This is a genomic window from Mesorhizobium sp. M0140, from assembly GCF_040322475.1.
Lineage (GTDB): Bacteria > Pseudomonadota > Alphaproteobacteria > Rhizobiales > Rhizobiaceae > Mesorhizobium.
Map to the genome: position 1 here is coordinate 24395 of NZ_JAMYTM010000041.1, position 25563 is coordinate 49957.

At 63.4% G+C, this 25563-nt stretch carries 22 protein-coding genes; 11 read left to right on the top strand and 11 right to left on the bottom strand.

What is annotated here, in order from left to right; translation table 11 throughout:
- Positions 1–2 precede the first annotated feature (2 nt).
- Entirely contained in the window at positions 3–1931 is a 1929-nt protein-coding gene (locus tag NKJ37_RS28435) for an autotransporter assembly complex protein TamA (RefSeq protein ID WP_352776006.1), read from the bottom strand.
- Between the two features lie 272 nt (positions 1932–2203).
- Between NKJ37_RS28435 and NKJ37_RS28440 the strand changes: the two genes are divergently transcribed.
- The 7 genes from NKJ37_RS28440 to NKJ37_RS28470 all read left to right on the top strand — a co-directional run bounded on the left by NKJ37_RS28440 (position 2204) and on the right by NKJ37_RS28470 (position 14973).
- Positions 2204–7702, top strand: a complete 5499-nt coding sequence (locus tag NKJ37_RS28440) for an alpha-2-macroglobulin family protein (protein ID WP_352441162.1) — start codon at positions 2204–2206, stop codon at positions 7700–7702.
- A 174-nt stretch (positions 7703–7876) separates the two neighbouring features.
- Positions 7877–9958, top strand: coding sequence for a penicillin-binding protein 1C (gene pbpC / locus NKJ37_RS28445; protein WP_352722521.1), 2082 nt, complete (start codon positions 7877–7879; stop codon positions 9956–9958).
- 308 nt (positions 9959–10266) lie between these two features.
- Positions 10267–10923 (top strand): M15 family metallopeptidase, encoded by a 657-nt coding sequence (locus NKJ37_RS28450; protein WP_502895930.1) that lies wholly within the window; start codon positions 10267–10269, stop codon positions 10921–10923.
- A gap of 220 nt (positions 10924–11143) precedes the next feature.
- The gene (locus NKJ37_RS28455; RefSeq protein WP_127271865.1) at positions 11144–12169 is read left to right on the top strand and encodes a sulfate ABC transporter substrate-binding protein; all 1026 of its coding nucleotides are present in this window, start codon (positions 11144–11146) and stop codon (positions 12167–12169) included.
- A gap of 21 nt (positions 12170–12190) precedes the next feature.
- Positions 12191–13042 carry a sulfate ABC transporter permease subunit CysT gene (gene cysT, locus NKJ37_RS28460; RefSeq protein WP_013530875.1) on the top strand — a complete coding sequence of 284 codons (852 nt, stop codon included), beginning with the start codon at positions 12191–12193 and terminating at the stop codon, positions 13040–13042.
- Positions 13035–13919, top strand: a complete 885-nt coding sequence (gene cysW / locus NKJ37_RS28465; protein ID WP_352776011.1) for a sulfate ABC transporter permease subunit CysW — start codon at positions 13035–13037, stop codon at positions 13917–13919. Before cysT ends, cysW begins: the two co-directional genes overlap by 8 nt.
- A 13-nt stretch (positions 13920–13932) precedes the next feature.
- Positions 13933–14973: a sulfate/molybdate ABC transporter ATP-binding protein gene (locus NKJ37_RS28470; RefSeq protein ID WP_023813221.1), complete on the top strand. Its 1041-nt coding sequence runs from the start codon at positions 13933–13935 to the stop codon at positions 14971–14973.
- Positions 14974–14988: 15 nt separating this feature from the next.
- Here NKJ37_RS28470 and NKJ37_RS28475 read toward each other — a convergent pair whose 3' ends face one another.
- From NKJ37_RS28475 to NKJ37_RS28490, 4 genes are all read right to left on the bottom strand, one after another.
- Positions 14989–15387 (bottom strand): type II toxin-antitoxin system VapC family toxin, encoded by a 399-nt coding sequence (locus tag NKJ37_RS28475; protein ID WP_023813222.1) that lies wholly within the window; start codon positions 15385–15387, stop codon positions 14989–14991.
- Positions 15388–15660, bottom strand: coding sequence for an AbrB/MazE/SpoVT family DNA-binding domain-containing protein (locus NKJ37_RS28480; RefSeq protein ID WP_023813223.1), 273 nt, complete (start codon positions 15658–15660; stop codon positions 15388–15390).
- 155 nt (positions 15661–15815) lie between these two features.
- Positions 15816–16301, bottom strand: coding sequence for a GNAT family N-acetyltransferase (locus NKJ37_RS28485; RefSeq protein ID WP_128303536.1), 486 nt, complete (start codon positions 16299–16301; stop codon positions 15816–15818).
- The gene (locus NKJ37_RS28490) at positions 16301–16582 is read right to left on the bottom strand and encodes a type II toxin-antitoxin system TacA family antitoxin (protein WP_023813225.1); all 282 of its coding nucleotides are present in this window, start codon (positions 16580–16582) and stop codon (positions 16301–16303) included. The genes NKJ37_RS28485 and NKJ37_RS28490 overlap by 1 nt, the downstream gene beginning before the upstream one ends.
- Before the next feature lie 253 nt (positions 16583–16835).
- Between NKJ37_RS28490 and NKJ37_RS28495 the strand changes: the two genes are divergently transcribed.
- Together NKJ37_RS28495 and NKJ37_RS28500 are read left to right on the top strand one after the other, a co-directional pair.
- The gene (locus tag NKJ37_RS28495; RefSeq protein ID WP_352551694.1) at positions 16836–17822 is read left to right on the top strand and encodes a sulfate ABC transporter substrate-binding protein; all 987 of its coding nucleotides are present in this window, start codon (positions 16836–16838) and stop codon (positions 17820–17822) included.
- 256 nt (positions 17823–18078) lie between these two features.
- Positions 18079–18528, top strand: coding sequence for an RrF2 family transcriptional regulator (locus NKJ37_RS28500; protein ID WP_023813227.1), 450 nt, complete (start codon positions 18079–18081; stop codon positions 18526–18528).
- A gap of 120 nt (positions 18529–18648) precedes the next feature.
- Here NKJ37_RS28500 and NKJ37_RS28505 read toward each other — a convergent pair whose 3' ends face one another.
- A complete protein-coding gene (locus NKJ37_RS28505) occupies positions 18649–19518 on the bottom strand; it encodes an NmrA family NAD(P)-binding protein (protein ID WP_023813228.1) in 870 nt (289 codons plus the stop codon).
- 43 nt (positions 19519–19561) lie between these two features.
- Positions 19562–19984 carry a DoxX family protein gene (locus NKJ37_RS28510; RefSeq protein ID WP_127295470.1) on the bottom strand — a complete coding sequence of 141 codons (423 nt, stop codon included), beginning with the start codon at positions 19982–19984 and terminating at the stop codon, positions 19562–19564.
- A 119-nt stretch (positions 19985–20103) separates the two neighbouring features.
- Here NKJ37_RS28510 and NKJ37_RS28515 point away from each other — a divergent pair, with 119 nt between their 5' ends.
- Positions 20104–21009 carry a LysR family transcriptional regulator gene (locus NKJ37_RS28515; RefSeq protein WP_352441166.1) on the top strand — a complete coding sequence of 302 codons (906 nt, stop codon included), beginning with the start codon at positions 20104–20106 and terminating at the stop codon, positions 21007–21009.
- A 113-nt stretch (positions 21010–21122) separates the two neighbouring features.
- Positions 21123–21284: a hypothetical protein gene (locus NKJ37_RS28520; RefSeq protein WP_352611327.1), complete on the top strand. Its 162-nt coding sequence runs from the start codon at positions 21123–21125 to the stop codon at positions 21282–21284.
- Between the two features lie 63 nt (positions 21285–21347).
- Here the strand turns inward: NKJ37_RS28520 and NKJ37_RS28525 are convergent, their stop codons facing one another.
- The 4 genes from NKJ37_RS28525 to NKJ37_RS28540 are packed head-to-tail and all read right to left on the bottom strand — an operon-like array spanning position 21348 to position 25406.
- Entirely contained in the window at positions 21348–21896 is a 549-nt protein-coding gene (locus NKJ37_RS28525; RefSeq protein WP_352611328.1) for a gluconokinase, read from the bottom strand.
- A gap of 2 nt (positions 21897–21898) precedes the next feature.
- Positions 21899–22885: an ABC transporter permease gene (locus NKJ37_RS28530; protein WP_127295464.1), complete on the bottom strand. Its 987-nt coding sequence runs from the start codon at positions 22883–22885 to the stop codon at positions 21899–21901.
- Positions 22882–23862: an ABC transporter permease gene (locus NKJ37_RS28535; RefSeq protein WP_127295462.1), complete on the bottom strand. Its 981-nt coding sequence runs from the start codon at positions 23860–23862 to the stop codon at positions 22882–22884. The genes NKJ37_RS28530 and NKJ37_RS28535 overlap by 4 nt, the downstream gene beginning before the upstream one ends.
- Positions 23859–25406 carry a sugar ABC transporter ATP-binding protein gene (locus NKJ37_RS28540; RefSeq protein WP_352611329.1) on the bottom strand — a complete coding sequence of 516 codons (1548 nt, stop codon included), beginning with the start codon at positions 25404–25406 and terminating at the stop codon, positions 23859–23861. Before NKJ37_RS28540 ends, NKJ37_RS28535 begins: the two co-directional genes overlap by 4 nt.
- Between the last annotated feature and the right edge of the window lie 157 nt (positions 25407–25563).

Below are 25563 nucleotides of genomic sequence, written 5' to 3' on the forward strand. Positions count from 1 at the left end.
GCTCAGAATGCCTGTCCGATGCCGGCATAGATGCCGAAATGCGGGTCACCCGGATCGCGGTTGAGCGGCACGGCGGCATCGATGCGCAGTGGCCCGAACGGCGTGACATAGCGCAGGCCGACGCCGGCGCCGACCTTGACATCGGAGAAATCGGGAGCCGATTTGGTCGATACGGTGCCGGCGTCGACGAACGGCACGATGCCGATCGTGTCCGTGATGGCGATGCGCATCTCGACCGAGGTTTCGAAGAATGACAGGCCGCCGATCGGCTGGCCGGTGAAGTCCTTGGGTCCGATGCCCTGATAGGCATAGCCGCGCACCGAACCGCCGCCGCCGGAATAGAAGCGCCGGTCGGCTGGCACATGTTCGAGGCTGGTGCCGACGATCGAACCGATAGCGACACGTTCGGCCAGGACGAACTTCGAAGCCGAATCCAGCGACTGATAGGCCGACCCTTCGCCCCTCAGCTTCAGGAACGCCGCACCGCTCAAAATGTCGTAGCTGGGCTCGGCATAGGCCAGCACCCGGAAGCCGCTTGTCGGGTTCAGCCGGTTGTCCCGGTTGTCGTAGACATATTGCAGCGGAATGCTGGCGATCAGGTATTTGTGTTTGCCGAAAGCGTCGTGGATGCGAGAATAGTCGAGCGCCACTTCCGCCGAAACCGTCTGCTTCTTCGTCAGTTCGTAGGACAGCCCGGTACTGCCCTTGACCGAGAAATGGTCGTAGGCGTCAGGATGTTCGAGCACCGTCTTGACGCTGGCGAAGAACTTCGATGCCGGCCCGATCACGCCCGGCTTTTCGAACATGATGCCGGCATTGTAGTTGAGCTCGCCGAGATCGTTGCTGCCGATGCCGCTGATCTTGCCCTCGATGCGCAGCTTCTCGGCCCGGCCGAACAAATTGCGGTGGCCCCAATAGCCCTCAAGGCCCAGCCCCTCGGTGTTGGAAAAAGTGCCGCCGACGCCGAAATAGCGTGGCTTGCGCTCGCTTACCTGGACGCCGATCGGAATGTTGCGGTCGGCATCGAGCGTGTCGGCTTCCTTGAACGTCACGCTGTTGAAGACCTCGAGCGCCAGCAGCCGGTCGCGCGCGTCGTCGATTTCTTGCGGCGAATATTGCCGGCCGCGCTTGAGGCCGGTCATGTATTCGGTGAAGTCACGGTCGACCTTCTCGGTGCCTTCCACCGTGGTCGGGCCGTAGCCGGCGACCGGTCCGGCGGCGACCGTCAGCGTCACGTCGAGCGTCGAGGTCGCATGGTCGGCGACGATCTGGCGGTTTGTCACCTTGGCCAGCGGTCTGCCTTGCTCCTTCAGCGTCCGCACGATCAGCGCCTCGGCCTTGAGCACCGCGCCGGATCCGGCGTCGCCGCCTGATATCAGGCCATAATCGGCGCTCATCAGTCCTGCCGCATCGCCCTCAAGGTGGATATTGCCCAAGGTGAATTTCGGCCCGGTGGCAATGTCAATGACCACGGGAACCGGCTGCGGCCCCTTGAATTCGGCATCCGGCGGCAAATCGTCGAGCGGCTTGCCGTCTATGGTGACGGTGACGACGCCTTCGTAACGGGCATCGGCATAAAGCGCGGCGACAAGCTGTTCGCGGTCGCTGCGCGCCTTGGCCATCAGCCCGAGCGAGCCTGAAACCGGACGCTCCTCGTCACTCTTCAGCGCCGAGGCATTTTCGAGCTTCTTGACCAGATCCTTGTCGGCGTCGGGGGCATTGATGGTCACGGCGTAGCGCAGGGGATCGACGATATCGGCATCCTCGTCGCTGGACGATCCCCACAGCTTGATGCCGAAAAGCTCGAAAGCGGCCGCCGGGCGCGATTCGGCGACGAGCACGGTCGAGCACATCATGGCCAGCAGCAGGGCGCGCGGAAGCGCACGCCCTGGCGCGCGACCTCCTGACATCTGCTCTTCATGCGCCGGCATTAAGACAACCTAGATTACAAAACTAAAATTGGAATGAAGTTCTGAAGCGCTCGTAAAGGGGCCACAATCCAATTGTCTGAAATAGGGCGGGCTTGGAATTCACACCTTTTGCGTCGCCGCAAGAATGCGTGATCCCCTGTCCTATGGAGGTACTACCGGTCATCGGCCGGAAAGGAAACCGCTGGCAGGCGGAACCCTGCCGCGTCCTTGTGTTGACAAGCCTGACTGAAGCTTGATCATGCCCGGACGTCAGCTGTGTCTGGAGGGGTGTTATGGCAATGCGCGCGGCTCGTGGTCTGTCTATCCTGATTCTTCTGTTTTTCGCCTGGGCCAATGTCCTGGCCTGGAGCAGCGCCGCGCAAGCGGCCGAGGCCCGGCGAATAGCGACAACGGACAATTCCGACTATTTCGGCTTTGATCTCAGGTCCGACCAGAATGTGACAATCGACCAGTGCAAGACGACGTGCCTGGGAGACCCGGCCTGCCGCGCCTTCACCTACAACAAAAAAGCCAAATGGTGCTTCCTCAAATCCGACTACAACCAGCTGAAAACCTTCAACGGCGCGGTCGCGGGCAAGGTCGTCAACATCGATGGCGATCCTGATATCGGCGCGCCGCCGGAACTCGCTTTCTTCCCCAACTGGATGGCCGATCAGGCCCAGCAATACCGCAACAAGCTGCTCGGCCCGGCCTATGACAGACCTACAGAAGGCATGGCTGCCTTGCATAACGCCGCCGAACAGGCCGTGCTGACCGGCGATCACCGCTCCGCCATGCTGAAATACGAGGCCGCGGTCTCGGTGCTGCCCGATGATGGCCAGCTCTGGCTCAACCTGGCGCGTGAAACGCTGGCCGTTCAGCCCGCCGCAAGCACCTCCGAAGCATCCACTTTGCCGGCGAACGGCACGTCGGCCGCTTTCAATGCCTATAAATTGCTGCGCACCGCCAAGACGCGCGCCGAAGTGCTGGCGCTGCTCGGCAACGGGCTCGACAAGCGCGATCTCTACCGGCCGGCGCTGCAGGCCTATGAGGCCAGCCTTGCCCTGAACCCTTCGCCGGCGGTCCAGGCCGACTATGCCGATCTCAAGGCCCGCAAGGGTTTTCGCGTCATCGACCATACCGTCGACGCTGACACCAGCGCGCCGCGCATCTGCGTGCAATTCTCCGAGGATCTGGTCAAGACCGGCGTCGACTACGCGCAGTTCGTCACCGTGGACAATGCACCGCCCAAGGGCGTCGAGGCCAAGGACAAGCAAATCTGCGTCGAAGGACTGGAGCATGGCCAGCACTACGACGTCACCTTCCGCGCCGGCCTGCCGGCGGCAATCGGCGAAGTGACCGCGGCCCCCGTGGTGCTGTCGATCTATGTGCAGGACCGCGCACCGTCCGCCCGCTTCACCGGTGACAGCTTCGTGCTGCCGGCTGGCGCGCGCCGTGGCATTCCGATCGTCACCGTCAACATGAACGCCGCCGAGATGAAGCTCTATCGCATCGGCGATCGTTCGCTCGCCCAGCTTCTGTCGGGCTACCAGTTCCTGCACCAGCTCGACGGCTATGACATCTCCAACATTTCCGAGCAGATGGGCGCGCCGGTCTGGCAAGGCCAGCTCGACATCGCCGATGATCTCAACAAGGAGGTCACCACCTCCTTCCCGGTCGACGAGGCGGTGCCGCAGCGCAAGCCCGGCGTTTACGTGCTGACCGCCCAGGCCGTCAACGACAAGAGCGACGACTACAATTCGATGGCCACGCAATGGTTCGTCGTCTCCGACATCGGCCTGTCGACTTATACCGGCCAGGACGGGCTCAATGTCTTTGCCCGTTCGCTGGGCAGTGCCAAGCCGATAGCAGGCGCCGAACTGACCCTGGTTGCCAGGAACAATGAGGTTCTCGGCACGGCGACATCGGATGCTGACGGCCATGCCGTCTTCAACCCCGGCCTGACGCGCGGCGACGGCGGCATGGTGCCGGCCGTGCTGATGGCCAAGCAGGGCGACAATGATTTCGTCTTCCTCGACATGGGCCGGGCCGGCTTCGATCTGTCCGACCGCGGCGTCACCGGGCGCGCGGCGCCCGGTGCGCTTGACGTCTATGCCTGGACCGAACGCGGTATCTACCGCGCCGGCGAGGATGTTCATGTCGCGGCCCTTGCTCGCGACGGCGCCGCCAAGGCAGTCGAGAACCTGCCGCTGACCTTCATCTTCTCGCGCCCCGACGGTGTCGAAAACCGCCGTATCGTCAGTGACGGCGCATCCGCGGGCGGCCATGCCGTCGACCTGCCGCTCGAACCCAACGCCATGCGCGGTACCTGGTCGGTGTCGATCTACACCGATCCCAAGCAGCCGGCGGTGGCCAGCCACATGTTCCTGGTCGAGGATTTCGTACCGGATCGCATCGAATTCGACATGAAGGCCGACAAGCAGGAAATCGCCCTGGGCGAAACCGCCAATATCGACATTGACGGCCGCTTCCTCTATGGCGCTCCGGCGGCCGGCCTGGCGCTGGAAGGCGAGCTGACGCTGTCGACGTCGCGCGACTGGGACCGCTTCCAGGGCTTTTCCTTCGGTCTCGCCGACGAGCAGTCGGCCGAACCCACGGTCACCCCCCTCGCCGATCTGCCGGTGGTCGGCGATGACGGCAAGGTGACCTTCCCGGTCTCCGTCGACCAACTGCCCTCGACCACCAAGCTGGTCGACGCCAAGGTGACGGTGAGGATGCGCGAATCCGGCGGCCGCGCCATAGAGCGCTCGCTCAACATCGGCATCCGCCCGCAAGGCCATATGATCGGCATCCGTCCGGATTTCGCCGACAATGAAGTGCCGCAGGGTGGCACCGCCAAGTTCAGCCTGATCGCCGTCGATCCCGACGGCAAGCGCGAGGCGCTGAAAGGCGCGCAGTGGACGCTGGTCAAGGTCGAACGCAATTACCAGTGGTACCGCTCCAACAATTCCTGGAACTACGAGCCGGTCAACTTCACCAAGTCGATCGCCAACGGCCAGGTCGACCTCAGCGCCGACGGCGACGCAACGGTCTCCGTGCCGGTCGACTGGGGTCAGTACCGCCTCGAAGTCGAGACATCGGATCCCGAGGGACCGGCGACAAGCTACGAGTTCGATGCCGGCTGGTATGTCTCCTCGACCACCACCGAAACGCCTGACGGCCTCGAAATCGCCCTCGACAAGGACAATTATGCCGCCGGCGAAGTGGCCAGGCTGAAAGTCTCGCCGCACTTTGCCGGCGAACTTCTCATCAACATCGGTTCCGACAAGCTGTTGAAGACCGTCACGGCATCCGTGCCGGCCGGCGGCAGCACGGTCGACATCCCGGTCGGCGACGACTGGGGTGCCGGCGCCTATGTCACGGCAACCCTGTTCCGGCCGGGCGAGGCGCAGGAAACGCGCATGCCGGCGCGCGCCATCGGCGTGAAATGGCTGAAGGTCGATCCGGGCTCGAAGAAGCTGGCCGTCACCTTGACGCCGCCGGACAAGACCATGCCGCGCCAACAGCTGTCGATCCCGGTTTCGGTCGCCGGCGTGCAGCCGGGCAGCAATGCCTATGTCATGGTTGCCGCCGTCGATGTCGGCATCCTCAACCTGACCAACTACAAGGTACCGGACCCGGAGAACTGGTTCTTCGGCCAGCGCATGCTGGGCATGGAAATCCGCGACATATACGGCCGCCTGATCGACGGCTCGCTTGGCAACACCGGCAAGCTCAGGACCGGCGGCGACGGCGCCAACATGCAGGCGCAAGGCAGCCCGCCGACCGAAAAGCTGGTCGCTTTCTTCTCCGGTCCTGTCGAGCTCGACGCCGACGGCAAGGCGCGGATCGACTTCGACATCCCACAGTTCAACGGCACCGTGCGCGTCATGGCCGTCGCCTGGACCAAGGAAGCGGTCGGCCACGCCCAGTCCGACGTGATCGTGCGCGATCCCGTCGTCATCACCGCCGGACTGCCGCGCTTCCTGGCGCCCGGTGACGCCGCCGTCATGCGCATCGATGTCGCCGACACCGATGGTCCGGCCGGCGACTACGCCTTCTCGATCGAAACGACGGGCGACCTGTCGACGGGCGACAAGCCCCTGCCCCAGAAGCTGACGCTCGCCCAGGGCAAGCGCCAGACGCTGACCGTGCCGCTGATCGCACAGACGGCCGGCAATGCCTCGCTTACCATCAAGCTCGCCCATGCCGACGGCACCAAGGTCGAGCAGACGCTCTATGTACCGGTGCGTCCGGCGCAATTGCCGGTCACCACCCGGCTGGTGGTCGACCTCAAGGGCAATGGCGGCGCGCTGCGCGTCGACAAGGAACTGCTGGCGGCAAGCCTGCTTGACGGCGCCTCCGTCAGCGTCGGCGTTTCGCAGGCGGCAGCCTTCGACGTGCCGTCGCTGCTGATGACACTCGACCGCTACCCCTATGGTTGCGCCGAGCAGACCACCAGCCGCGCCATGCCGCTTCTCTACGTCAATGAGTTGGCATCCGGCATCGGCATGGCCAGCGATCCCGATATCCATGGCCGCATCCAGGACGCCATCTACAAGGTTCTGAGCTATCAGGCCTCGGGCGGCAGCTTCGGCCTGTGGGGTCCGGGCTCCGGCGATCTGTGGCTCGATGCCTATGTCACGGACTTCCTGACCAGGGCGCGCGAGCAGAAATACGACGTGCCGAGCCTGGCCATGAACCAGGCGCTGAGCAATCTGCAGAACTCGCTCGGCTACGACCAGAGCGTCCAGGACCGTGGCAGCGAGATCGCCTACGCCCTCTACGTTCTGGCCCGCAACAAGAAGGCCTCGATCGGCGACCTGCGCTACTATGCGGACACCCAGCTCGAAGCTTTCTCAAGCCCGATGGCCGTTGCCCAGCTGGCGGCAAGCCTGGCGCTCTACGGCGATACACCGCGCGCCGAAGCCACCTTCAAGACTGCCTTGCAGTTGGCAAAGTCCACCACCGACTACGACTACTACCGCTCCGACTACGGCTCGCGGCTGCGTGATGGCGCGGCGATGCTGGCGCTGGCGGCGGAATCCAAGCCGGTGCCGACAATCGTGCCGGAACTGATCAAGCTGGTGACCAGGGAACGCGCCGAAGCCCGCTGGACCAGCACCCAGGACGAATCCTGGATGCTGCTTGCGGCCCGCGCGCTGAAGGAAGGCAATGATTCGATCACGCTGGCCGTCAATGGCGCGGCGCATTCCGGCGGCTACTCCAACCAGGTGGAAGGCTCTGACCTGGCCGACAGCCCGCTGACCATCGCCAACACCGGCAAGACCCCGCTGCAGGCAGTCGTTACCACCGTGGCGTCGCCGGTCCAGCCCTTGCCGGCCGGCGGCGACGGCTTCACCATCAGCCGCACCTACTACAAGCTCGACGGCACCGAGGCCAATGTCACCGAGGCGACGCAGAACGAACGCTATGTCGTCGTGCTCAAGGTCAACGAGCAGAACAAATGGCCGTCGCGCCTGCTGGTCACCGACCTGTTGCCGGCCGGCTTCGAGATCGACAATCCCGGCCTGGTCTCCAGCGCCCAGCTGACGAACTTCTCCTGGCTGGCGCAGACCGATGCGGCCCATCTCGAATTCCGCGACGACCGTTTCGTCGCGGCGTTCAACCCGGCCGATGGCGATCATGACCACAATCTGACACTCGCCTATGTCGTGCGCGCGGTGACGCCGGGTACCTATGCGCACCCGGCGGCAACGGTGGAGGACATGTACCGGCCGCAATATTCGGCCCGCACCGCCACCGGCATGATGGAGGTCAAGGCGCCGTAAGGCTCCGATGGTGATGGACGCGATAAGCAAAGTGCCCCCTCACCCGCCCTCCTCTTCGCTCGGTCGACCTCTCCCCGAGGGGAGAGGAGACGACCAGCGCCGGCGCCAGTCTCTTCTCCCCATCGGGGAGAAGGTGGCCGCGAAGCGGCCGGATGAGGGGGCGTCTTTCCAGCCATGAAGATACTTCGCAAACTCGCTATTGGAGCCGCAGGGGGCGCCTGCCTTTTGGCGCTCTCCGCAGCCAGCCTCTGGGAACTCGACCGTGCTTTCCCACCCCCGCTTCCAGCCGAACTCACGGTCTCCACCGAAGTCCAGGATCGCGACGGCGAATTGTTGCGCGCCTTTGCCACGCCGGACGGGTACTGGCGGCTCGAAACCCGCCTCGACCAGGTCGACAAGCAGTTCGTCGACATGCTGGTCACCTATGAAGACAAGCGTTTCTGGGACCATGGAGGTGTCGACGTGCTGGCGCTGGCCCGCGCCGCCGGCCAGTTCGCCACCAGCGGCCACATCGTCTCCGGCGGCTCGACGCTTTCGATGCAGCTTGCCCGGCTGATCGAGCCGCGCGAAAGCCGCAGCCTCGGCTCCAAGGTCAGGCAGATGCTGCGCGCCATCCAGATCGAGCGGCGATTGTCGAAACGCGAAATCCTCGAACGCTACCTGACGCTGGCGCCTTATGGCGGCAATCTGGAAGGCGTGCGCGCCGCCTCGCTCGCCTATTTCGGCAAGGAGCCGAAACGGCTCACCGTTTCCGAATCCGCCCTGCTCGTCGCTCTGCCGCAACTGCCGGAAAAGCGCCGGCCCGACCGCAATTTGAAGATCGCCCACGCCGCCCGCGACCGGGTGCTGACCCGAATGGTCTCCTCCCGCCTGCTCGGCGAGCGCGAGGCCGCACGGGCCGCCCTCGACGATGTCTCGGACCTGCGCCGCACGCTGCCGGCGCTCGCCGCGCACGCCGCCTATGCGATGTTGCCCAAGGCCGTCCCCGGCCAGCCCTTGCAGCTGACGATCCGCAAGAGCGTCCAGGAGGGGCTGGAACAGGTGGCGAGGGACGCGGCCACCAAGCTCGGCCCTCGCCTGTCGGTCGCTATGGTGCTGGCCGACTCCCGCACCGGCGACATCCTTGGCGAAGTCGGCTCGGCCAATTTCTTCGACGCCAGCCGCTCCGGCTGGATCGACATGACAAAGATCGTCCGCTCGCCCGGCTCGACGCTGAAGCCCTTCATCTACGGTCTGGCCTTCGAACAGGGCCTGGTGGCGCAGGAAACGCTGATCGACGACAGCCCCGTCGATTTCTCCGGCTACCGACCGAAGAATTTCGATATGGGCTACCAGGGCGATGTCAGCATCCGGCAAGCGCTGCAATTGTCGCTCAATGTGCCGGCGATCCGCGTGCTCGACGCGGTCGGGCCAACGCGGCTGATGGCGCGCTTCCGCCAGGCCGGCGTCAGCCCCATACTGCCGGTCAACGAAGCCCCGGGCCTGGCCATCGGTCTTGGCGGCGTCGGGGTGACATTGCGCGACCTCGTCCAGCTCTACACAGGGCTCGCCAATGGCGGCAAGACGCACACGCTGCATGATGGCACCGAGCCTGCCAATGCCGAGCGCACCAGCGCCACCATCCTCGACGGTCAGGCCAACTGGCAGATCATCGACATATTGTCGGGCGTCAAGCCGCCCGAGGGTGCCTTGCAGCGCGGCATCGCCTACAAGACCGGCACGTCCTACGGATACCGCGACGCCTGGTCGATCGGCTTCGACGGCCGCTATGTGCTGGGCGTCTGGGTCGGCCGCCCCGATGCCGGCGCGGTGCCCGGCCTTTCCGGCTATGTCTCGGCCGCTCCCATCCTGTTCGAGGGTTTTGTCCGCTCGGGCATCGCCACCGTCCCCTTGCCGGGCAAACCGCCCGGCATGTTCAGCCCCAGGCGCGAGGACCTCCCGGTGACGCTCGCCCGCTTCGGCGCCGGGTCGGACGGACTGGTGCAGGCGACAGTGACCGAACCCGCACCGACCATCATCTTCCCGCCCGACGGCGCCCGCGTCGATCTCGGCACCAGCTCTGCCGACGCCTCGCCGCTTGTGCTGAAGCTGCAAGGCGGCCGCGCGCCGTTCCGCTGGCTGGCCAACGGCAAGCCGCTCACTGGCATCGACCGTCGCCGCACCGCGACCTGGCAGCCCGACGGCGCCGGCTATTCGACACTGACCGTCATCGACGCCGCGGGGCGTGCGGCGAGTGTGAAGGTGTTTGTCGAATAGATCGCGCCAAGCGATTCATGGAATTGGCTTTCCACAGGCTCAGCGGATAGCAGGATACTCACCCCATGCCTGTTCCGAGGCACCCCCCTCTGGCCTGCCGGCCATCTCCCCCGCAAGGAGGGAGATCGGATGTCCTTTCCGCTTTCGCCAACTGTCAAAGACAATACGCAACGGCAAAGCTGCCAATCTCCCCCCTTGCGGGGGAGATGCCCGGCAGGGCAGAGGGGGGTGCCTCGCGCCATCTTCTATCGTCAGCAGCCTCAGCACTGGCAGCAACAATCCTTATCGCGGCAACCACACTCCCCGCTTTGGCCGATGCCCTGCCCGCCGGCTTTGTCCGGCTCGCCGATGTCGATCCCTCGATCCGCCAGGACATACGCTACGCCGGATCGGATAATTTTCTGCATCGCAAGGTGGACGGCTATGACGCCCCGGCCTGCATCCTCACTGGGCAGGCGGCAAAGGCACTGTCCGCCGTCCAGAAAGCGATCGCCGCCAAAGGCTTGACCCTGGTGTTGTTCGATTGCTACCGCCCTGCCCGCGCCGTCGCCGACATGAATGAATGGACGCGCGAGGGCGGGCCGCCCGATCCGCAATGGTATCCGAAGGTCAGGCGCAGCGACCTGATCGCCAACGGCTATGTCGGAGAGCTGTCGACCCATTCACGAGGCTCGACCGTCGACGTCGCCATCGCCCGGACGGACCGCAGGTCCAGCCCCAACCCGGCCTGTGGCGCGGTTGATGCCGACACGCTCGATTTCGGCACCGGCTTCGACTGCTTTGATCCGATGAGCGAAACCGCCCACCGCGGCCTTGCCAGTGAAGCGGCGGCAAACCGCAAGATGCTTGTCGACGCCATGCGCGCTGGCGGCTTCAAGAACTATGCAAGGGAATGGTGGCACTTCACGCTGAAAAGCGAACCGTTCGCCAGACAGCGTTTCGACTTTCCCATCACCGCCGATTGATGCACCGGACCAAATTCCACACCTTGCCTCGGCACCGCCCCTTGCTAGATAGGCTGAGTGGCCGGGCCATGGATTCTTCCTTTGGCCGCAAGAGGAAAATATTTCTCCTAACGGCGAAATGGCGTCGAACATTTTCTCAAGAGGGGCAAAAAAGGCAACATTGAATGCATCTAATTTCTACCAATTCGGTAGATTTGGCGCGGGTTCAACGGAGGCAGAAATGACCAAACCTCATTTCAGGAAACTGCTCGGCGCACTGGTCGCCACATCTGTCCAGTTCGGCACGCTCGGTTTCGCGTTTGCCGATACCACCATTCTCAACGTGTCCTACGATCCGACACGCGAGCTCTACAAGGCCTATGACGAAGCTTTCGTCGCGCATTGGAAGGCCGAGACCGGAGAGACGGTCACCGTCCAGCAGTCGCATGGCGGATCGGGCGCCCAGGCCCGCGCCGTGATCGATGGCCTCGACGCCGATGTGGTGACGCTGGCACTTGAAGGCGACATCAATGCCATCGTCTCGAAGGCGAAGAAGATCAATCCGGACTGGCGCACCAAATTCGAAAACAATTCAGCGCCTTACACCTCGACCATCATCTTCCTCGTTCGCAAGGGCAATCCCAAAGGCATTCACGACTGGAGCGACCTCGTCAAGGACGGTGTCCAGGTGATTACGCCTAATCCTAAAACCTCCGGCGGCGCGCGCTGGAACTATCTCGCCGCCTGGGCCTACGCTAACGCCAATGACGGCGGCGACGAGGCCAAGACCAAGGAGTTCGTCGGCAAGCTCTACGCCAATGCCCCGGTGCTCGACACCGGCGCGCGCGGCTCGACCGTGACCTTCGCGCAAAAGGGCTTGGGCGATGTGCTTATCGCCTGGGAAAACGAGGCCTATCTGGCGCTCGACGAGTTCGGTGCCGACAATTTCGACATCGTCTACCCGCCGACCTCGATCCTGGCAGAACCGCCGGTGGCGGTGGTCGACGCCAATGTCGATGCCAAGGGCACGCGCAAGGTCGCCGAAGCCTATCTGAGCTGGCTCTATTCCAAAGAAGCGCAGACGATCATCGCCAAGAACCATTATCGTCCTGCCAAGCCCGATCTGGTGCCGGCCGAAGACCTCGCCAAGCTGCCGCCGATCAAGCTCGTAACCATCGACGATCCACAGTTTGGTGGCTGGAAAAAAGCACAGCCTTATCATTTCGGCGATGGTGGTATATTCGACCAGATCTACAAGCCCCAGTAAGCAGTCGATATTCAGGACGACATGACCACAGCACCCGCCCAGGCGGGGTGGCGATTCAGGCAGCCGAGCGTAATTCCGGGTTTCGGATTGACGCTCGGCTTCTCGCTTGCCTACCTCACCCTCATTATCCTCATCCCGCTATCCGGGCTGCTCTGGCGCTCGGCCGCCCTTGGCTGGCCTGAATTCTGGGCGATCGCCACCGATCGCCGCACCATCAATGCGCTGAGAATCAGCTTCGGCACCGCCTTCGTCGCAGCTGCGGTCAACGTCGTCTTCGGCACGCTGGTCGCATGGGTGCTGGTGCGCTACCGCTTCCCCGGCCGCCGCATCGTCGATGCCATGGTCGACCTGCCCTTCGCCCTGCCGACGGCTGTGGCCGGCATCGCGCTGACCACGCTCTACGCGCCGAACGGCTGGATCGGCAAATTGCTGATGCCGCTCGGCATCAAGGTAGCCTATACGCCGCTCGGTATCGTCATCGCGCTGATCTTCATTGGCCTGCCCTTCGTCGTGCGCACCGTGCAGCCGATCATGGAGGAGATCGACAAGGAAGTGGAGGAAGCCGCCGCCACGCTTGGCGCCAATCGCTTCCAGATCATCACCCGCATCCTGTTTCCGGGCCTGGCGCCGGCCATCGTCACCGGCTTCGCGCTCGCCTTCGCGCGTGGCGTCGGCGAATATGGCTCGGTCATCTTCATCGCCGGCAACTTGCCCTACAAATCAGAAATCGCACCGCTGCTGATCGTTATTCGGTTGGAGGAATACAATTATCCGGCGGCAACCGCGATCGCGGCGATCATGCTCGCTTTGTCGTTCATCATGCTTTTGGTCGTCAACCTCGCACAGTCATGGAGCCGCAAGCGCTATGGCTGACCCGGAGATCAAATCCTACGAACCGCATCATGAAAGCCAGTCGGCGGCGGTCACGGAAAGCCGCCCTGCGCGCCTGGCTCTGATGGCCGTCGCCTTCGCCTTCCTCGGCATTTTCCTGCTCTTGCCGCTGATCATCGTCTTCAACGAAGCCTTCGCCAAGGGCATCGGTGCCTACACCGAAGCGCTCGGCAGTGCCGACACCCGCTCGGCGATCCGGCTGACGCTGCTGGTGGCGGCGATCTCGGTGCCGCTCAACATCGTCTTCGGCATCTCCGCCGCCTGGGCGATCGCCAAGTTCGAGTTCAAGGGCAAGGCCTTCCTGACCACGCTGATCGACCTCCCCTTCTCGGTCTCGCCGGTCATATCGGGCCTCGTTTATGTGCTTCTGTTCGGCGCCCAAGGGCTGCTCGGCACCTGGCTGAAAGCGCATGGCATCGCCATCCTGTTTGCCGTGCCGGGCATCGTGCTGGCCACAATCTTCGTCACCTTCCCCTTCGTCGCCCGCGAGTTGATCCCGCTGATGCAGGAACAAGGCAATGGCGACGAGGAGGCAGCGCTTTCGCTCGGCGCCAATGGCTGGCAGACCTTCTGGTACGTGACCTTGCCCAACGTCAAATGGGGGCTGCTCTACGGCGTGCTCCTGTGCAATGCGCGTGCCATGGGCGAGTTCGGCGCGGTATCGGTGGTGTCGGGTCACATACGCGGCCTGACCAACACCATGCCGCTGCATGTCGAAATCCTCTACAACGAGTACAACGCCGTCGGTGCCTTCGCCGTCGCTTCATTGCTTGCGGGCCTGGCGCTCGTCACGCTGGTCTTGAAAACACTTCTCGAGATGCGCTACGGCGCCGAGATCGCCGCAACACGCGGGCACTGACAAAGGGACCACTATGGAAGTTCGCGTTGCCAACGTGCGCAAGGAGTTTGACCGGTTTCCGGCGCTTCACGACGTCTCGCTCGACATCAAGTCGGGCGAACTGATCGCGTTGCTGGGACCGTCCGGTTCCGGCAAGACGACGCTGCTCAGGCTGATTGCCGGGCTGGAGCGGCCGACACGGGGAAAGATATTCTTCGGCGACGAGGACGCCTCGCACAAGTCGATCCAGGAGCGCAATGTCGGCTTTGTCTTCCAGCACTATGCGCTGTTCCGGCATATGACGGTGGCGGACAATATCGGCTTCGGCCTGAAGGTCCGGCACGGACCGTCGCGCCCGCCGGCGCAGGAGATCCGCCGTCGCGCCTCCGAGCTTCTGGACCTCGTCCAGCTTTCAGGGCTCGAAAAGCGCTATCCGGCGCAGCTCTCCGGCGGCCAGAGGCAGCGCGTGGCGCTGGCGCGCGCCATGGCGATCGAGCCCAAGGTGCTGCTGCTCGACGAGCCGTTCGGCGCGCTTGACGCGCAGGTGCGCCGGGAATTGCGCCGCTGGCTGCGCGAAATCCATGACGCCACCGGCCATACCACCGTCTTCGTCACCCACGACCAGGAAGAGGCGCTGGAGCTTGCCGACCGCGTCGTGGTGATGAGCCAGGGCCGCATCGAGCAGGTCGGCACCGCCGACGATATCTACGACACGCCGAACTCGCCCTTCGTCTATGGCTTCATCGGTGAATCAAGCTCGCTTCCCGTCAAGGTCGAGAATGGCGAGATCTGGCTCGCCGACCGTCCGATCGGGATTGCCGCGCCCAACGAGCCCTCGGGCGATGCGACGCTCTATTTCCGCCCGCATGATGTCGAACTGCTGGACGGCTGCAGCGGCTGTATCGCCGGCACGGTCGCCGCCAGCCGCCGCGTCGCCGGCACGCGCCGGGTCGAGCTTGAGATCGGCGGAGAGCGCCAGCGGGTCGAAATCGAACTGCCCGTCGACCACCCCGCGGCGCAGAAAAGCCGGGTGGCGTTTCGCCCCGGACGCTGGAAACTTTTTCCGGCGGCTTGATCCTCTGGTCGAGGGCTACGCCAGCCAGTTCTCGACCTTCAGGCCTTTGATCCGGTTGAACTCGCCCGTGTTGGCGGTCACCAGCGTGGCGCCCAATGCACAGGCATGAGCGGCAATAAAAAGATCGTTGTGGCCAATGGTCTGGCCTGCCGCTTCAAGCTCGGCGCGAAGTCCGCCATACTCGGCATCCACCGGCACATCGAGCGGCAAGACAGGAATCTCGGCCAGCAAGTCTTCAACCTTCTTGAGCAGCTTGGCCGATCCCTTCCTGGCGCAGCCATATCGCAATTCCGAGGCGACCACGATGCTGGTGCAAACCGCGTCATCTCCCTCGCGCGACATTGCCCTCGCGGCCTTGCCAGCCGGGTTTCGGATCATGTCGCTGATGATGTTCGTATCCAGCATGAACCGCATCTAGAAAATGTCCTCGGATTTGACTGGCGTGTCGTCGATCTCGGGGAAGTCGTCTTCAGGATCGAGCGGCGGCTCTTTCGCCCACTGGGCGAGCAACGCGGTGAGGCCAGGTTTGCGAACCGGCTCGATGACAAGACGATCGCCTTCCCGGCTGATCAGGACTTTTTCGCCGGGAAGCTCGAACTCGACAGGAATGCGCACCGCCTGGCTGCGGTTGTTGCGAAACAGCTTCGCCTCCTTGGGCGGCGTTGTTGAATGACGGTTCTGGGGCATGTTGCAGCTCTTTTGTATATGCCATTTGTATATGCCAAACAGCGCCACGGTGCAAGGCCCGGGAAAACTCGGCACAGGAGACATCGCCTGCCATCGCACCCCGGAACGTTTCGGTCTGATGGCGGTCGGCTTAATTCATGCTTCGAGCGACACGACTATCCTTTCGTCACGCCTTTCAGCGACAGCACCAAGGTCATTGGGTTTTTCGGCGAAGCCGCAAAACCGTAGTGTTCGTAAAAGGCTTTCGCCTCATCCGATATGGCATGAACAAATATCCCGCGAATCCCGAGGATCGTCGCGGCGCGACCTGCCCGTAAAACGGCGTCTTGCAGCAGCGCGGCACCCAGCCCCTTGCCTTGCCAGCCCGCGTCGACGGCAAGACGCCCGAGCACGACCATCGGAATGGGATCAGGCATGTTGCGACGAATGGCGCCGGGTGCCTGCGCGAGATCAAGCCCGCCCGAAGAGAGGCAGGAATAACCGACAACGCGCGCGTCTTCCGCCACCACATAGGTACGCGACGCGCCGCTGACCTGGTTGGCTCGCGCCCTCAGGCGAAGCCATTGGTCGAGACTTTCCGTCCCGCTTCGAAAAAGGTCGAGATCGTGATTTTCGGCCAGAGGCGCGGGCGCCGATAGTATCATCCCTGCCACGGCCTGGGCACGTTCATAAGGCGTGCAAAACCTTCACCGCTTGGCGTCTCATCGAGGATGTCGAGATAGTGCCGATAGCTCTCGGGATCCACCTTGATCAGTGCCTGGTCGAGCAGCGTGTCCTCGGCCGCACGATATGCAGCATCGATCATAAAGTCGGAGCGGGTCTTCCCGCGTATTTTCGCAGCACGGTCGATCAATATGCGCACATCCTCTCGGATGCGCAGATTGACAGGCTTGGCGTGGGTCTCGGGTGTGGTCTTTGTCATGGCAGCGCTCCTTGTCGCTCCCGTAGCACACCTGCATACACAATGTGTATCTTTTTTCGGAACAGTCAAACGAATTGGAACGATCGGCGTCCACCGAGGCGAAGTCGCACTTGAAAGAAAAAACTACGAACCTTCTATTCCGGGGATAGGTTTTCTAGAAGCGATGCATTGATCCCCGGACCCATGCCTCGTCGCACACCACGCACCCCGGCTATGGTCCGACCATAAACACATTGCATCGGAGCCTGTTTTCATGAAGCGATTTTTCCTCGGGCTTGCCACCGTCGCCGGCCTGTTCCTCGCATCCTCCCCGGCCTGGTCGGCTGACAAACTGCTCAACGCATCCTATGATGTCGGCCGCGAACTGTTCGTGCAGGTCAACAAGGCTTTCATCGCTCAGCATCCGGGCGTCACCGTCGACCAGTCGCATGCCGGCACTTCGGCGCAGGCGCGCGCCATCGCCGAGGGCCTTGGCGCCGATGTCGTTACCTTCAACCAGGTCACCGACATCGACTTCCTGGTCAAGAAGGACCTCGTGTCGGCAGACTGGCAGAAGAACTTTCCCGACAACGCCTCGCCCTTCTATTCGCTGCCGTCCTTCCTGGTACGCGCCGGCAACCCCAAGCATATCAAGGACTGGAACGATCTCGTGCGCGACGACGTGCAGGTGATCTTCCCCAATCCGAAAACCTCCGGCAATGCGCGCTACACCTATCTGGCGGCCACCGCCTACGCCAAGGAGGCCTTCAAGGGCGACGACGCCAAGGTGAAGGAGTTCATCACCAAGCTGTTCAACAACGTGCCGATTTTCGACACCGGCGGCCGCGCCGCGACCACCACCTTCGTGCAGCGCGAGATCGGTGATGTGCTGATCACCTTCGAGTCGGAGACGCGCGGCATTCGCAAGGAGTATGGCGACGGCAAGTTCGAGCAGGTCACGCCTTCGGTCAGCCTGCTGGCCGAATTCCCCGTCGCGATCGTCGACAAGGTTGCCGACGAGCACGGCACGCGCGATCTGGCCAAGACCTATCTCGACTTCCTCTACACGCCGGAGGGCCAGGACATCGCCGCCCGCAACGGCCTCAGAGCCCGCGACGCCGCTGTGGCGGCAAAATACAAGGTCGATTTCCCCGATATCCGGCTGCTGACGGTGGAAGACGTCTTCGGCGGCTGGGACAAAGTACAGAAAGAGCATTTCGCCGCTGGCGGCCTGCTCGACCAGACCTACGGCAGCCGCTGAAGGCCGCGATATCTGCGGAGTAGACGGAAAAGCCGGCGCCCTGCCGGCTTTTTTCGTTTTTGAACGCCGAAAACCTGGTTATCAGCAGAATATCCGCCTTCTCAGTGCAAAACGTTACAAAGAATCAACGCGTTTATGCCTAACGTGCAATTTGGTGGCTGTTTGCGAAACATCATCGCAGGGCGAAGACGTCATTATTTGCACACAAACAGTCGGCAGATGCGAGTGGTTGGGGCTTTTATGGGTTGATCTGGGCATGCTGACAAAAAAAGGCAAATACGGCCTCAAGGCCCTCGTGCATCTGTCTGGCCTGCCGGCCGGCCAATTGGCCTTCGTCAATGACATCGCTGTGGCCAATAATATCCCGAAGAAATTCCTCGATGCCATCCTGGGCGAGTTGCGCAATGCCGGCTTCGTCCAGAGCCGCAAAGGCAAGGAAGGCGGCTACCGCCTTGCCCGGTTGGCCTCCGAAATCAAGATCGGCCATGTCGTGCGCGTGCTTGACGGGCCGCTGGCGCCGATCCCTTGCGCCAGCCGCACGCAGTATCAGCGCTGCGAGGATTGCGACGAGGCGACCTGCCAGGTCCGCCACATGATGCTGGAGGTGCGGCAGGCTATCGCCGAGGTGCTGGACAATCGCAGCCTCGCCGCCATGCGCGATGCGGACAATGACGATTTTCCGGTCGAGCTGACGTCGCAGATCTAAACCACCGACTGCAAGCTGACCGCGCTCAGACAGACATGAGATTCTTCCATTGAAGAGGGAGTTCTCCAAATCCCGGGTTGCGAAGACCTGAAATCACAGGAGAACCCCATACAGTTTGGCCTACCCGTTCAAATTGGACGCAGCCTCGAATACATCGCGTGCGGACGTCGTACCCGCCACGTGCTCCGTACCCGCCACACCGAGGTCCATCCATCCCGCATTCACGGCCTCGTACATTTCTTCGGCAGGTCCGCTGTGGCCCTTCGGGATGCCGAATTGCTCGAGCGCTTCCGCCCACCCCGCACGCGGGATTGCAAAGGCTTTCACGTCGAGATTCAGGACTTCGCCCAATTGCTCGGCGACGTCGTCCGCGCTGACCATCGAACCAAGCTCGACGATGCGCTGCCCTGACCACATTGGCCCGGTCAAAAGCGTTGCGAATTCCGCGCCGATGTCGTTCGTCGCGACCATTGTCGATTTCCGGTTTGTCGGATTGTAGAAAGCCGGCAGCGTTCCGCCCTGCGCGACCTGCAACCCGAAAAGAAAATTCTCGAAGAATCCGCCTGCGCGCACAAAAGCAACTGGCGATGTCAGGTCGCGAAAACCTTGCTCCAGAAGGGACAAGGCCGCGATTACCCCGTGCCCGCTGGTTCTGTTCGCCCCCATAGACGAAAGCGCAACCACTCGCGGCGGCGCTGTCTTGGTGAGCGCCTCGACATAGCTTGCAATCACGCCCTTTGCTTCCTTGTAATCGGGCGAAGGCGCCCAGACAGGGGGCAGCATGACGAACGCGCCTTCGACGCCTTCGAGCGCTCGCTCGATGGCTGCCGAATCGTTCCAATCGCCGTCAACGAGCTCCACGCCCCGGTTCGCCCAGCTCAATGCCTTCTCGCGGTCGCGGACCAGCGCGCGCACCTTCTTGCCTTGCGCTAGCAAATGCCTTGCCGTCGCGCCGCCCACGTTTCCCGTGATTCCCATTACTAAGAACATGTGTTTTCTCCTGATGTTTAGGGACAGAGCTGCCCCTGTTGGTTCAATGGATGAGCGGCAGAATGGCCCGGATACGCGGATCGCGCAGATAGAGGCCGCCCCAGGTCATCGCGCCCAGAAGCAGGGAAATGATTTCCGGCGGCGACCCCAACTCACCGATGCGGAGATGGGCGCAGATGGCACCTCCCAGAAAGCCAGTCACCAGGATCGCGCCGAGGACGGCGGTGACCGGGATGGCATAGAGGATGGCGCAGGCGAGTATGATCGGACCCACGACACGGGTCAGGTCCATCGCGAACCCGGTTTCCTGCAACATGCTCGCGATCCGTGCCGGCGCGAAAAGCTGAACAGTGCCGTCTGCCATCAAAGCGATAACGACAAACGCGCTCATTATCCGGCCGGCCCACAGGGCGCGATGCAAGGTCATAGTTTCAGGTGTCTGATGCAGGTTTACGGTTTCCGACACTTGTCATTCTCCATTGGGAAGATCCCATGTTCCAAGCTTACTGTGCCCCCAAGACGTGATAAACACCGAGGAAATGAACCGACTGTTCTCTTTTCGGGAAACAATACCGGGGCACGAAAATGCAAAATCTCGAACCCATCCTCATTTTCATAACGGTAGCGGAAATGGGGAGCTTCACCCGCGCAGCCGACAGCCTGGGCATCCAAAAGGGGAGAGCCTCAACGGCGGTCCGGAAGCTGGAAGAAGATCTCGGTGTCAGGCTCCTGCACCGGACGACGCGCAGCGTGCGGTTGACGGAAGACGGACGCGCATTTCATGCCCGTGCCCGCGATCTGCTTGCTGAAGTCGATGATCTGCACTCGATGTTCGCCGGCGATCGCGTGGCACTTCGCGGGCGTTTGCGGGTCGACCTTCCAACCGAAGTGGCGCGCACAACGATCGTGCCGGCCTTGCCGGATTTCATGGCGGCGCACCCCGAGTTGGAGCTGGAGGTGTCGAGTACGGATCGGCAAGTCGATCTGGTTCAAGAGGGGTTCGATTGTGTATTGCGGCTTGGACCCATTCGGGACGAGACGCTGATTGCCCGCCCACTGGGCCTGTTGCGCATGGCCAACGCTGCCAGCCCCGCCTATCTGGCGCGCCATGGCGTCCCTCGGTCGCTGGAAGATCTCCAGCGTCAGGAACATAGGACAATTCACTTTTCGACGGTGCTGGGCGCGAGACCCTATGGATGGGAATATCCGGACGGCGACAGCTACGCGACGCTTCAGTTGCCAGGTGGGCTACACGTCAACAGCGCGCAGACCTACGAAGCCGCCGCCCTCGCCGGCCTTGGTGTGATTCAGGCGCCACTCTTGGGCATTGGCCGATACTTGGAGAGTGGAGCGCTTGTCGAGATCATACCCGATTTTCGTCGCCGGGCGCTCGCCGTGTCCCTCGTCGTTGCGCATCGGAGCAATCTGTCGCGCCGAGTCCGCGCATTCATGAAATGGATCGAAGATGTGCTGACGCCATATATGGAATAGCGACACGAATATCTTCGTCCGACCCTCGAAATCAACATTTCTGAAGTTGTGTCTGCCGATCGGCGGTCCGGCGTCGCGGGCGCCGGCTCAAGCACGGACATGAGTACCGGGCCGTGCTCAGCCCCGCGCTGGCGCCGGAGGCGTCTGTCACCCCGGCAACGGACACCGCCAGGGATGGCGCCAAGAACATGGCCGTGCAGGCGCACTACATCCTGCTCAAGCATGACCGCCTGCTGGAGGCGCTGAGGCTCTACCCCGAGCAGATGCTGACGTGATCCCGCCGGCAGCGGCTGACCGAGGCCCAGGACAGCACCGGCATCGGCACTGACGATGAAAGTTCATGACCGGCGTATCAGTCGGACCGCGGCAGCGACGAGCTCACCGACCGGGCGCGTCGCATCGAGCGACAAGGCCCGCTCCTCCACTGCCGGCGGCTCGAGGATGGCGAACTGGCTGTCGACCAGGCTTGCCGGCATGAAATGGCCCTTGCGGTTGCCGACACGCTGCCTGGCCGTGGCAGGGTCGATCTCCAGATAGAGGAAGACGATTTCCGGGCAGAAGCCGCTCAACCGTTCGCGGTAGCTGCGCTTCAGTGCCGAGCAGGCGGCAACCACGCCCTGTCGGCCGCCCACCGACTCCGCGATGCGCTCGCCGATCGCGTTGAGCCAGCCTTCGCGCAGTTGATCGGTAAGGGGTTCGCCGCTTGCCATGCGTGCGACGTTTTCCGGCGGGTGCAGCCTGTCGCCCTCGATAAAGGTAACGCGCAGCGCGGCCGCCAGCGCAATACCGACGGCCGACTTGCCGCAGCCGGCGACGCCCATCACCACGATGGCCGGAGACACCGAGCCGGGAGCGCCCGCTGGCGCCTGTGCTGCCTTTTCATCCACTGTCAGCGGCTTGCCGGCGCGCGGCCGTAGAGCAGCAGCATGGCGACGATGACGACACCATAGATGATCTGCCGCCCCGCCTCCGGCATCTGCATGACCGACAGGATGGACTGCAGCAGCGTGATGAGGATGACACCGGCGACAGTGCCGAGATAAGAGCCGCGTCCGCCCAGGATCGAGGTGCCGCCAAGCACCACCGCGGCGATCGACGGCAGCAGATAAGCGTCGCCCATCGACTGCGCCGCCTTGGAGGCATAGCCCGCCAGAAGCACGCCGCCGAAAGCCGAGAGCCCGCCGGAGACGGCGAAGGCGATCATCACCACGCGCCGCGTATCGATGCCGGAGAGATAGGCCGCGCGCTCGCGGTTGCCGATGCCGTAGACGGTGCGGCCGAAGCTGGTACGGGTCAGCACGAACACCATCGCGGCTCCGATCAGCGCCCAGATGATGACCGCGTTGGGCACGCCCGGAATGGCGAAGCCGGTCGCCAGGTAGCGCATCGCGCCCGTCGCCGAATCCTGCGGCGAGAAGCCGCCGGTGTAGACCACCATCAGCCCTTGCGCGACGGCGTTGGTGGCCAATGTGATGATCATCGAGGGGATGCGCAGATAGGCGACGCCGATGCCGTTGACGACGCCGATCAGCATGCCGCAGAAAATACCGAACGGAATGGCCAGCGCCACGCCGACCGGGCCGTACGCCGCCGCAGCGCAGGCCATCATGGCGCCCGCCGCCACCGCCCACGGCACCGACAGGTCGATCTGACCGAGCAGGATGACCAGCATCATCCCGGTGGCGATGACGCCGAGGAATGAAGCCACCTTGAGCTGCTGCAGAAGATATTCAGGCGACAGGAAGCTTCTGGAATAGAGGCTGCCCAGGAACAGCAAGAGAACGATGCAGGCAAAGGCCGTCAGCACCGCCGGATCGGCACGGCGGATGAATCTGGGCATGCGGCCGGCAATGCCGCCAAGCGTCGTTTCGCTCACAGGAACCACTCCAGCCGGTTGCGGACCCGAAACAGGGCGAAGGCGCCGAGGCTGACGGCGACCAGCAGGATAACGCCCTGGAACAGCGGCTGCCAGAGCGGATCGAAATCGAAGACGAACAACAGGTCGCCGATGGTGCGGAAGGCCAGTGCGCCGAAGATGGCGCCGATCGCGCTGCCCTTGCCGCCGAACAGCGAAACGCCGCCGAGCACCACGGCGGCGATCGAAAACAGCGTGTAGGAGTTGCCGCTGGCATAGGCCGCTTCACCCGTATAGGTGAAGAAGGTCAGGAACAGTCCGCCGATCGCCGCCAGCAGGCCGGCCAGCGTGTAGGCGGCGAACTTGCCGCGCCGGATCGGCACACCCGACATGTAGGCCGCCGTCTCCGATGAGCCTGCCGCGTAGGCGGCGCGGCCGAGCACCGAGCGGCTGAACGGCACCCAGATCACCAGCACGACGGCCAGCAGGACGACCAGGCTCGCCGGCACCACGCCAAACACACGGCCGGTCAGCGCATCGGCCAGATCCTCATTGACCGAGCCGCCCGGGAATGGCCGCAGCAAAAGGCCGATGCCGTAATAGACGGCCCCCGTGGCAATGGTGGCGACGATCGGCTGCAATCGGCCATAGATGACGATGGCGCCGTTGATCGCGCCGCACAGCAGCCCTACCGCCAGCACGGCGATGACACCGAGCGTCGTCTGCATCGGCGTGCCGACCACCAGCCAGGAGGCCAGGCAGTTGGTCAAAAGGAAGATCATGCCGACGGACAGGTCGATGCCGGCGGTGATCACCACCAGCGTCTGCGCCATGGCGACAAAGGCGAGCAGCACACCCTTGTTCGACGCCGTCTGCACGACATTGGCGGTGAAGCCCGCCGGATGGTTCGAGGTGTAGATGACGAACATGACGATGAAGATGCCGAACGCCAGCAGCGTTCCGCGCTGCTCGGCCAGCCAGTAGCGCCAATCTTTCACGCGCTTGCTCCCAGGCCCACTGGGCTCTCCTCGCCATGGATGTTGAGCGCGCTTGATATCAGCGCCCGTTCGGTGATCTCGGCACCGACCAACTCGCGCTTGACCGCCCCGTCATAGAGCACCAGCACGCGGTCGCAGCAGCCGATCAGTTCGTCATAATCGGTCGAGTAGAACAGGATCGCCGCACCCGCGTCGGCCAATTTGCGCATCAGCTGGTACAACTCCTGCTTGGTGCCGACGTCGATGCCACGCGTCGGATCGTTGAGCAGGATGATGCGCGGCTGGCGCATCAGCCATTTGGCGATGACCACTTTCTGCTGGTTGCCGCCCGAAAGCGCGCCGACCGGAATGTCGAGGCCCGCCGTCTTGATCGCCAAGAGGCCGACCATGTCGTCGATCAGCCGCTGCTCGGCGGCGCGATCGATGATGCCGGCTTTCGACAGCCGGTCGAGCGCCGCGAACGACAGGTTCTCGCGCACCGTCATCGGCAGCATCAGCCCTTCGGTCTTGCGGTCCTCGGGAATGAGCGCCATGCCGATGCCGTCGTCGCGCGCAACGGATGGACTGGTGATCGAGACAGACTTGCCGTCGATCAGGATCTGGCCGCTGAGGCCCCGCAGCACGCCGAAGAAGGCGAGCAGCAATTCACGCTGGCCCTGGCCGTCGAGGCCGCCAAGGCCGACCACCTCACCTGCCCTGACGGTCAGCGAGATATCGTGCAGCCGGTCGGCCCATGAGAGCTTGCGGGCCTCGAGCCTGGGGGCCGCGGTGGCAGGCACGGCCGCCGGCTTGGGCGGAAAGATATGGCTGTATTCGCGGCCGATCATCAGTTCGACCACCTCATTGTCGCTCTTCGAGCCGGCTGCATAGCTGGCGACATTGCGGCCGTTGCGGAACACCGTGCACTGATCCGCCAGTTCGGCGATCTCGTTCATGCGGTGCGAGATGTAAAGCAGCGCCAGCCCTTCCGAGCGCAGCCGCTTCAGCACCGCGAAGATATTCGAGACATCCGCGGCGGTCAGCGCGGAGGTCGCTTCGTCGAGGATGAGGATGCGCGGCTTGCGTGCCAAAGCCTTGGCGATCTCGACCATCTGGCGGCGCGACAATGGCAGGTCCTTGACCAGCGCCAGCGGGTGGATGTCGGCTGCGCCGGCGCGAGCAAGTGCTTCTTCGGCGATGCGGCGCTGCGCCTTGCGGTCGATCATGCCGAAGCGTTTGGGCGGATCGGAAATGACGATGTTGTCGGCCACGCTGAGCTCAGGGACCAGCGACAGTTCCTGGAAGATGCAGACGATGCCGGCCTTGTTGGCGGCCCCCGGAGAAGCGAAGGTCGCCTCGCGCCCGTCCAGCGTCATGCGGCCCTCATCGGGCGCCACGACACCTGCCATGACCTTGATCAGCGTCGATTTGCCGGCGCCGTTTTCACCGAGAATGGCGTGGATGCTGCCGGCTTCGACGACAAGCTCGGCCTTCTCCAGCGCACGTACGCCGCCATAGCGCTTGGATATGCCTTCCATACGAAAGAGCGGAGCCGCACCGTCCATCGGCCCTCCCAGGGCGATTGTGGGATTGAGACAAGCGGCCCCGCGGCGCCCCCGGCGGCCCGCGGCCCGCCACGTGCGTTTTATGTTTTTGGGAGGGTTGTGCCACGATTTTGTAGGGGGGGGGATTTGTTGCGGCGCGCGCGCAGCGAATGGGGGG

What these genes read in the sequence shown, in the direction of transcription:
- NKJ37_RS28435 (WP_352776006.1), bottom strand. Translation starts at nt 1,931, where the DNA reads ATGCCGGCGCATGAAGAGCAGATGTCAGGAGGTCGCGCGCCAGGGCGT.
- NKJ37_RS28440 (WP_352441162.1), top strand. Translation starts at nt 2,204, where the DNA reads ATGGCAATGCGCGCGGCTCGTGGTCTGTCTATCCTGATTCTTCTGTTT.
- pbpC (WP_352722521.1), top strand. Translation starts at nt 7,877, where the DNA reads ATGAAGATACTTCGCAAACTCGCTATTGGAGCCGCAGGGGGCGCCTGC.
- NKJ37_RS28455 (WP_127271865.1), top strand. Translation starts at nt 11,144, where the DNA reads ATGACCAAACCTCATTTCAGGAAACTGCTCGGCGCACTGGTCGCCACA.
- cysT (WP_013530875.1), top strand. Translation starts at nt 12,191, where the DNA reads ATGACCACAGCACCCGCCCAGGCGGGGTGGCGATTCAGGCAGCCGAGC.
- cysW (WP_352776011.1), top strand. Translation starts at nt 13,035, where the DNA reads ATGGCTGACCCGGAGATCAAATCCTACGAACCGCATCATGAAAGCCAG.
- NKJ37_RS28470 (WP_023813221.1), top strand. Translation starts at nt 13,933, where the DNA reads ATGGAAGTTCGCGTTGCCAACGTGCGCAAGGAGTTTGACCGGTTTCCG.
- NKJ37_RS28475 (WP_023813222.1), bottom strand. Translation starts at nt 15,387, where the DNA reads ATGCGGTTCATGCTGGATACGAACATCATCAGCGACATGATCCGAAAC.
- NKJ37_RS28480 (WP_023813223.1), bottom strand. Translation starts at nt 15,660, where the DNA reads ATGCCCCAGAACCGTCATTCAACAACGCCGCCCAAGGAGGCGAAGCTG.
- NKJ37_RS28490 (WP_023813225.1), bottom strand. Translation starts at nt 16,582, where the DNA reads ATGACAAAGACCACACCCGAGACCCACGCCAAGCCTGTCAATCTGCGC.
- NKJ37_RS28495 (WP_352551694.1), top strand. Translation starts at nt 16,836, where the DNA reads ATGAAGCGATTTTTCCTCGGGCTTGCCACCGTCGCCGGCCTGTTCCTC.
- NKJ37_RS28500 (WP_023813227.1), top strand. Translation starts at nt 18,079, where the DNA reads ATGCTGACAAAAAAAGGCAAATACGGCCTCAAGGCCCTCGTGCATCTG.
- NKJ37_RS28505 (WP_023813228.1), bottom strand. Translation starts at nt 19,518, where the DNA reads ATGTTCTTAGTAATGGGAATCACGGGAAACGTGGGCGGCGCGACGGCA.
- NKJ37_RS28515 (WP_352441166.1), top strand. Translation starts at nt 20,104, where the DNA reads ATGCAAAATCTCGAACCCATCCTCATTTTCATAACGGTAGCGGAAATG.
- NKJ37_RS28540 (WP_352611329.1), bottom strand. Translation starts at nt 25,406, where the DNA reads ATGGACGGTGCGGCTCCGCTCTTTCGTATGGAAGGCATATCCAAGCGC.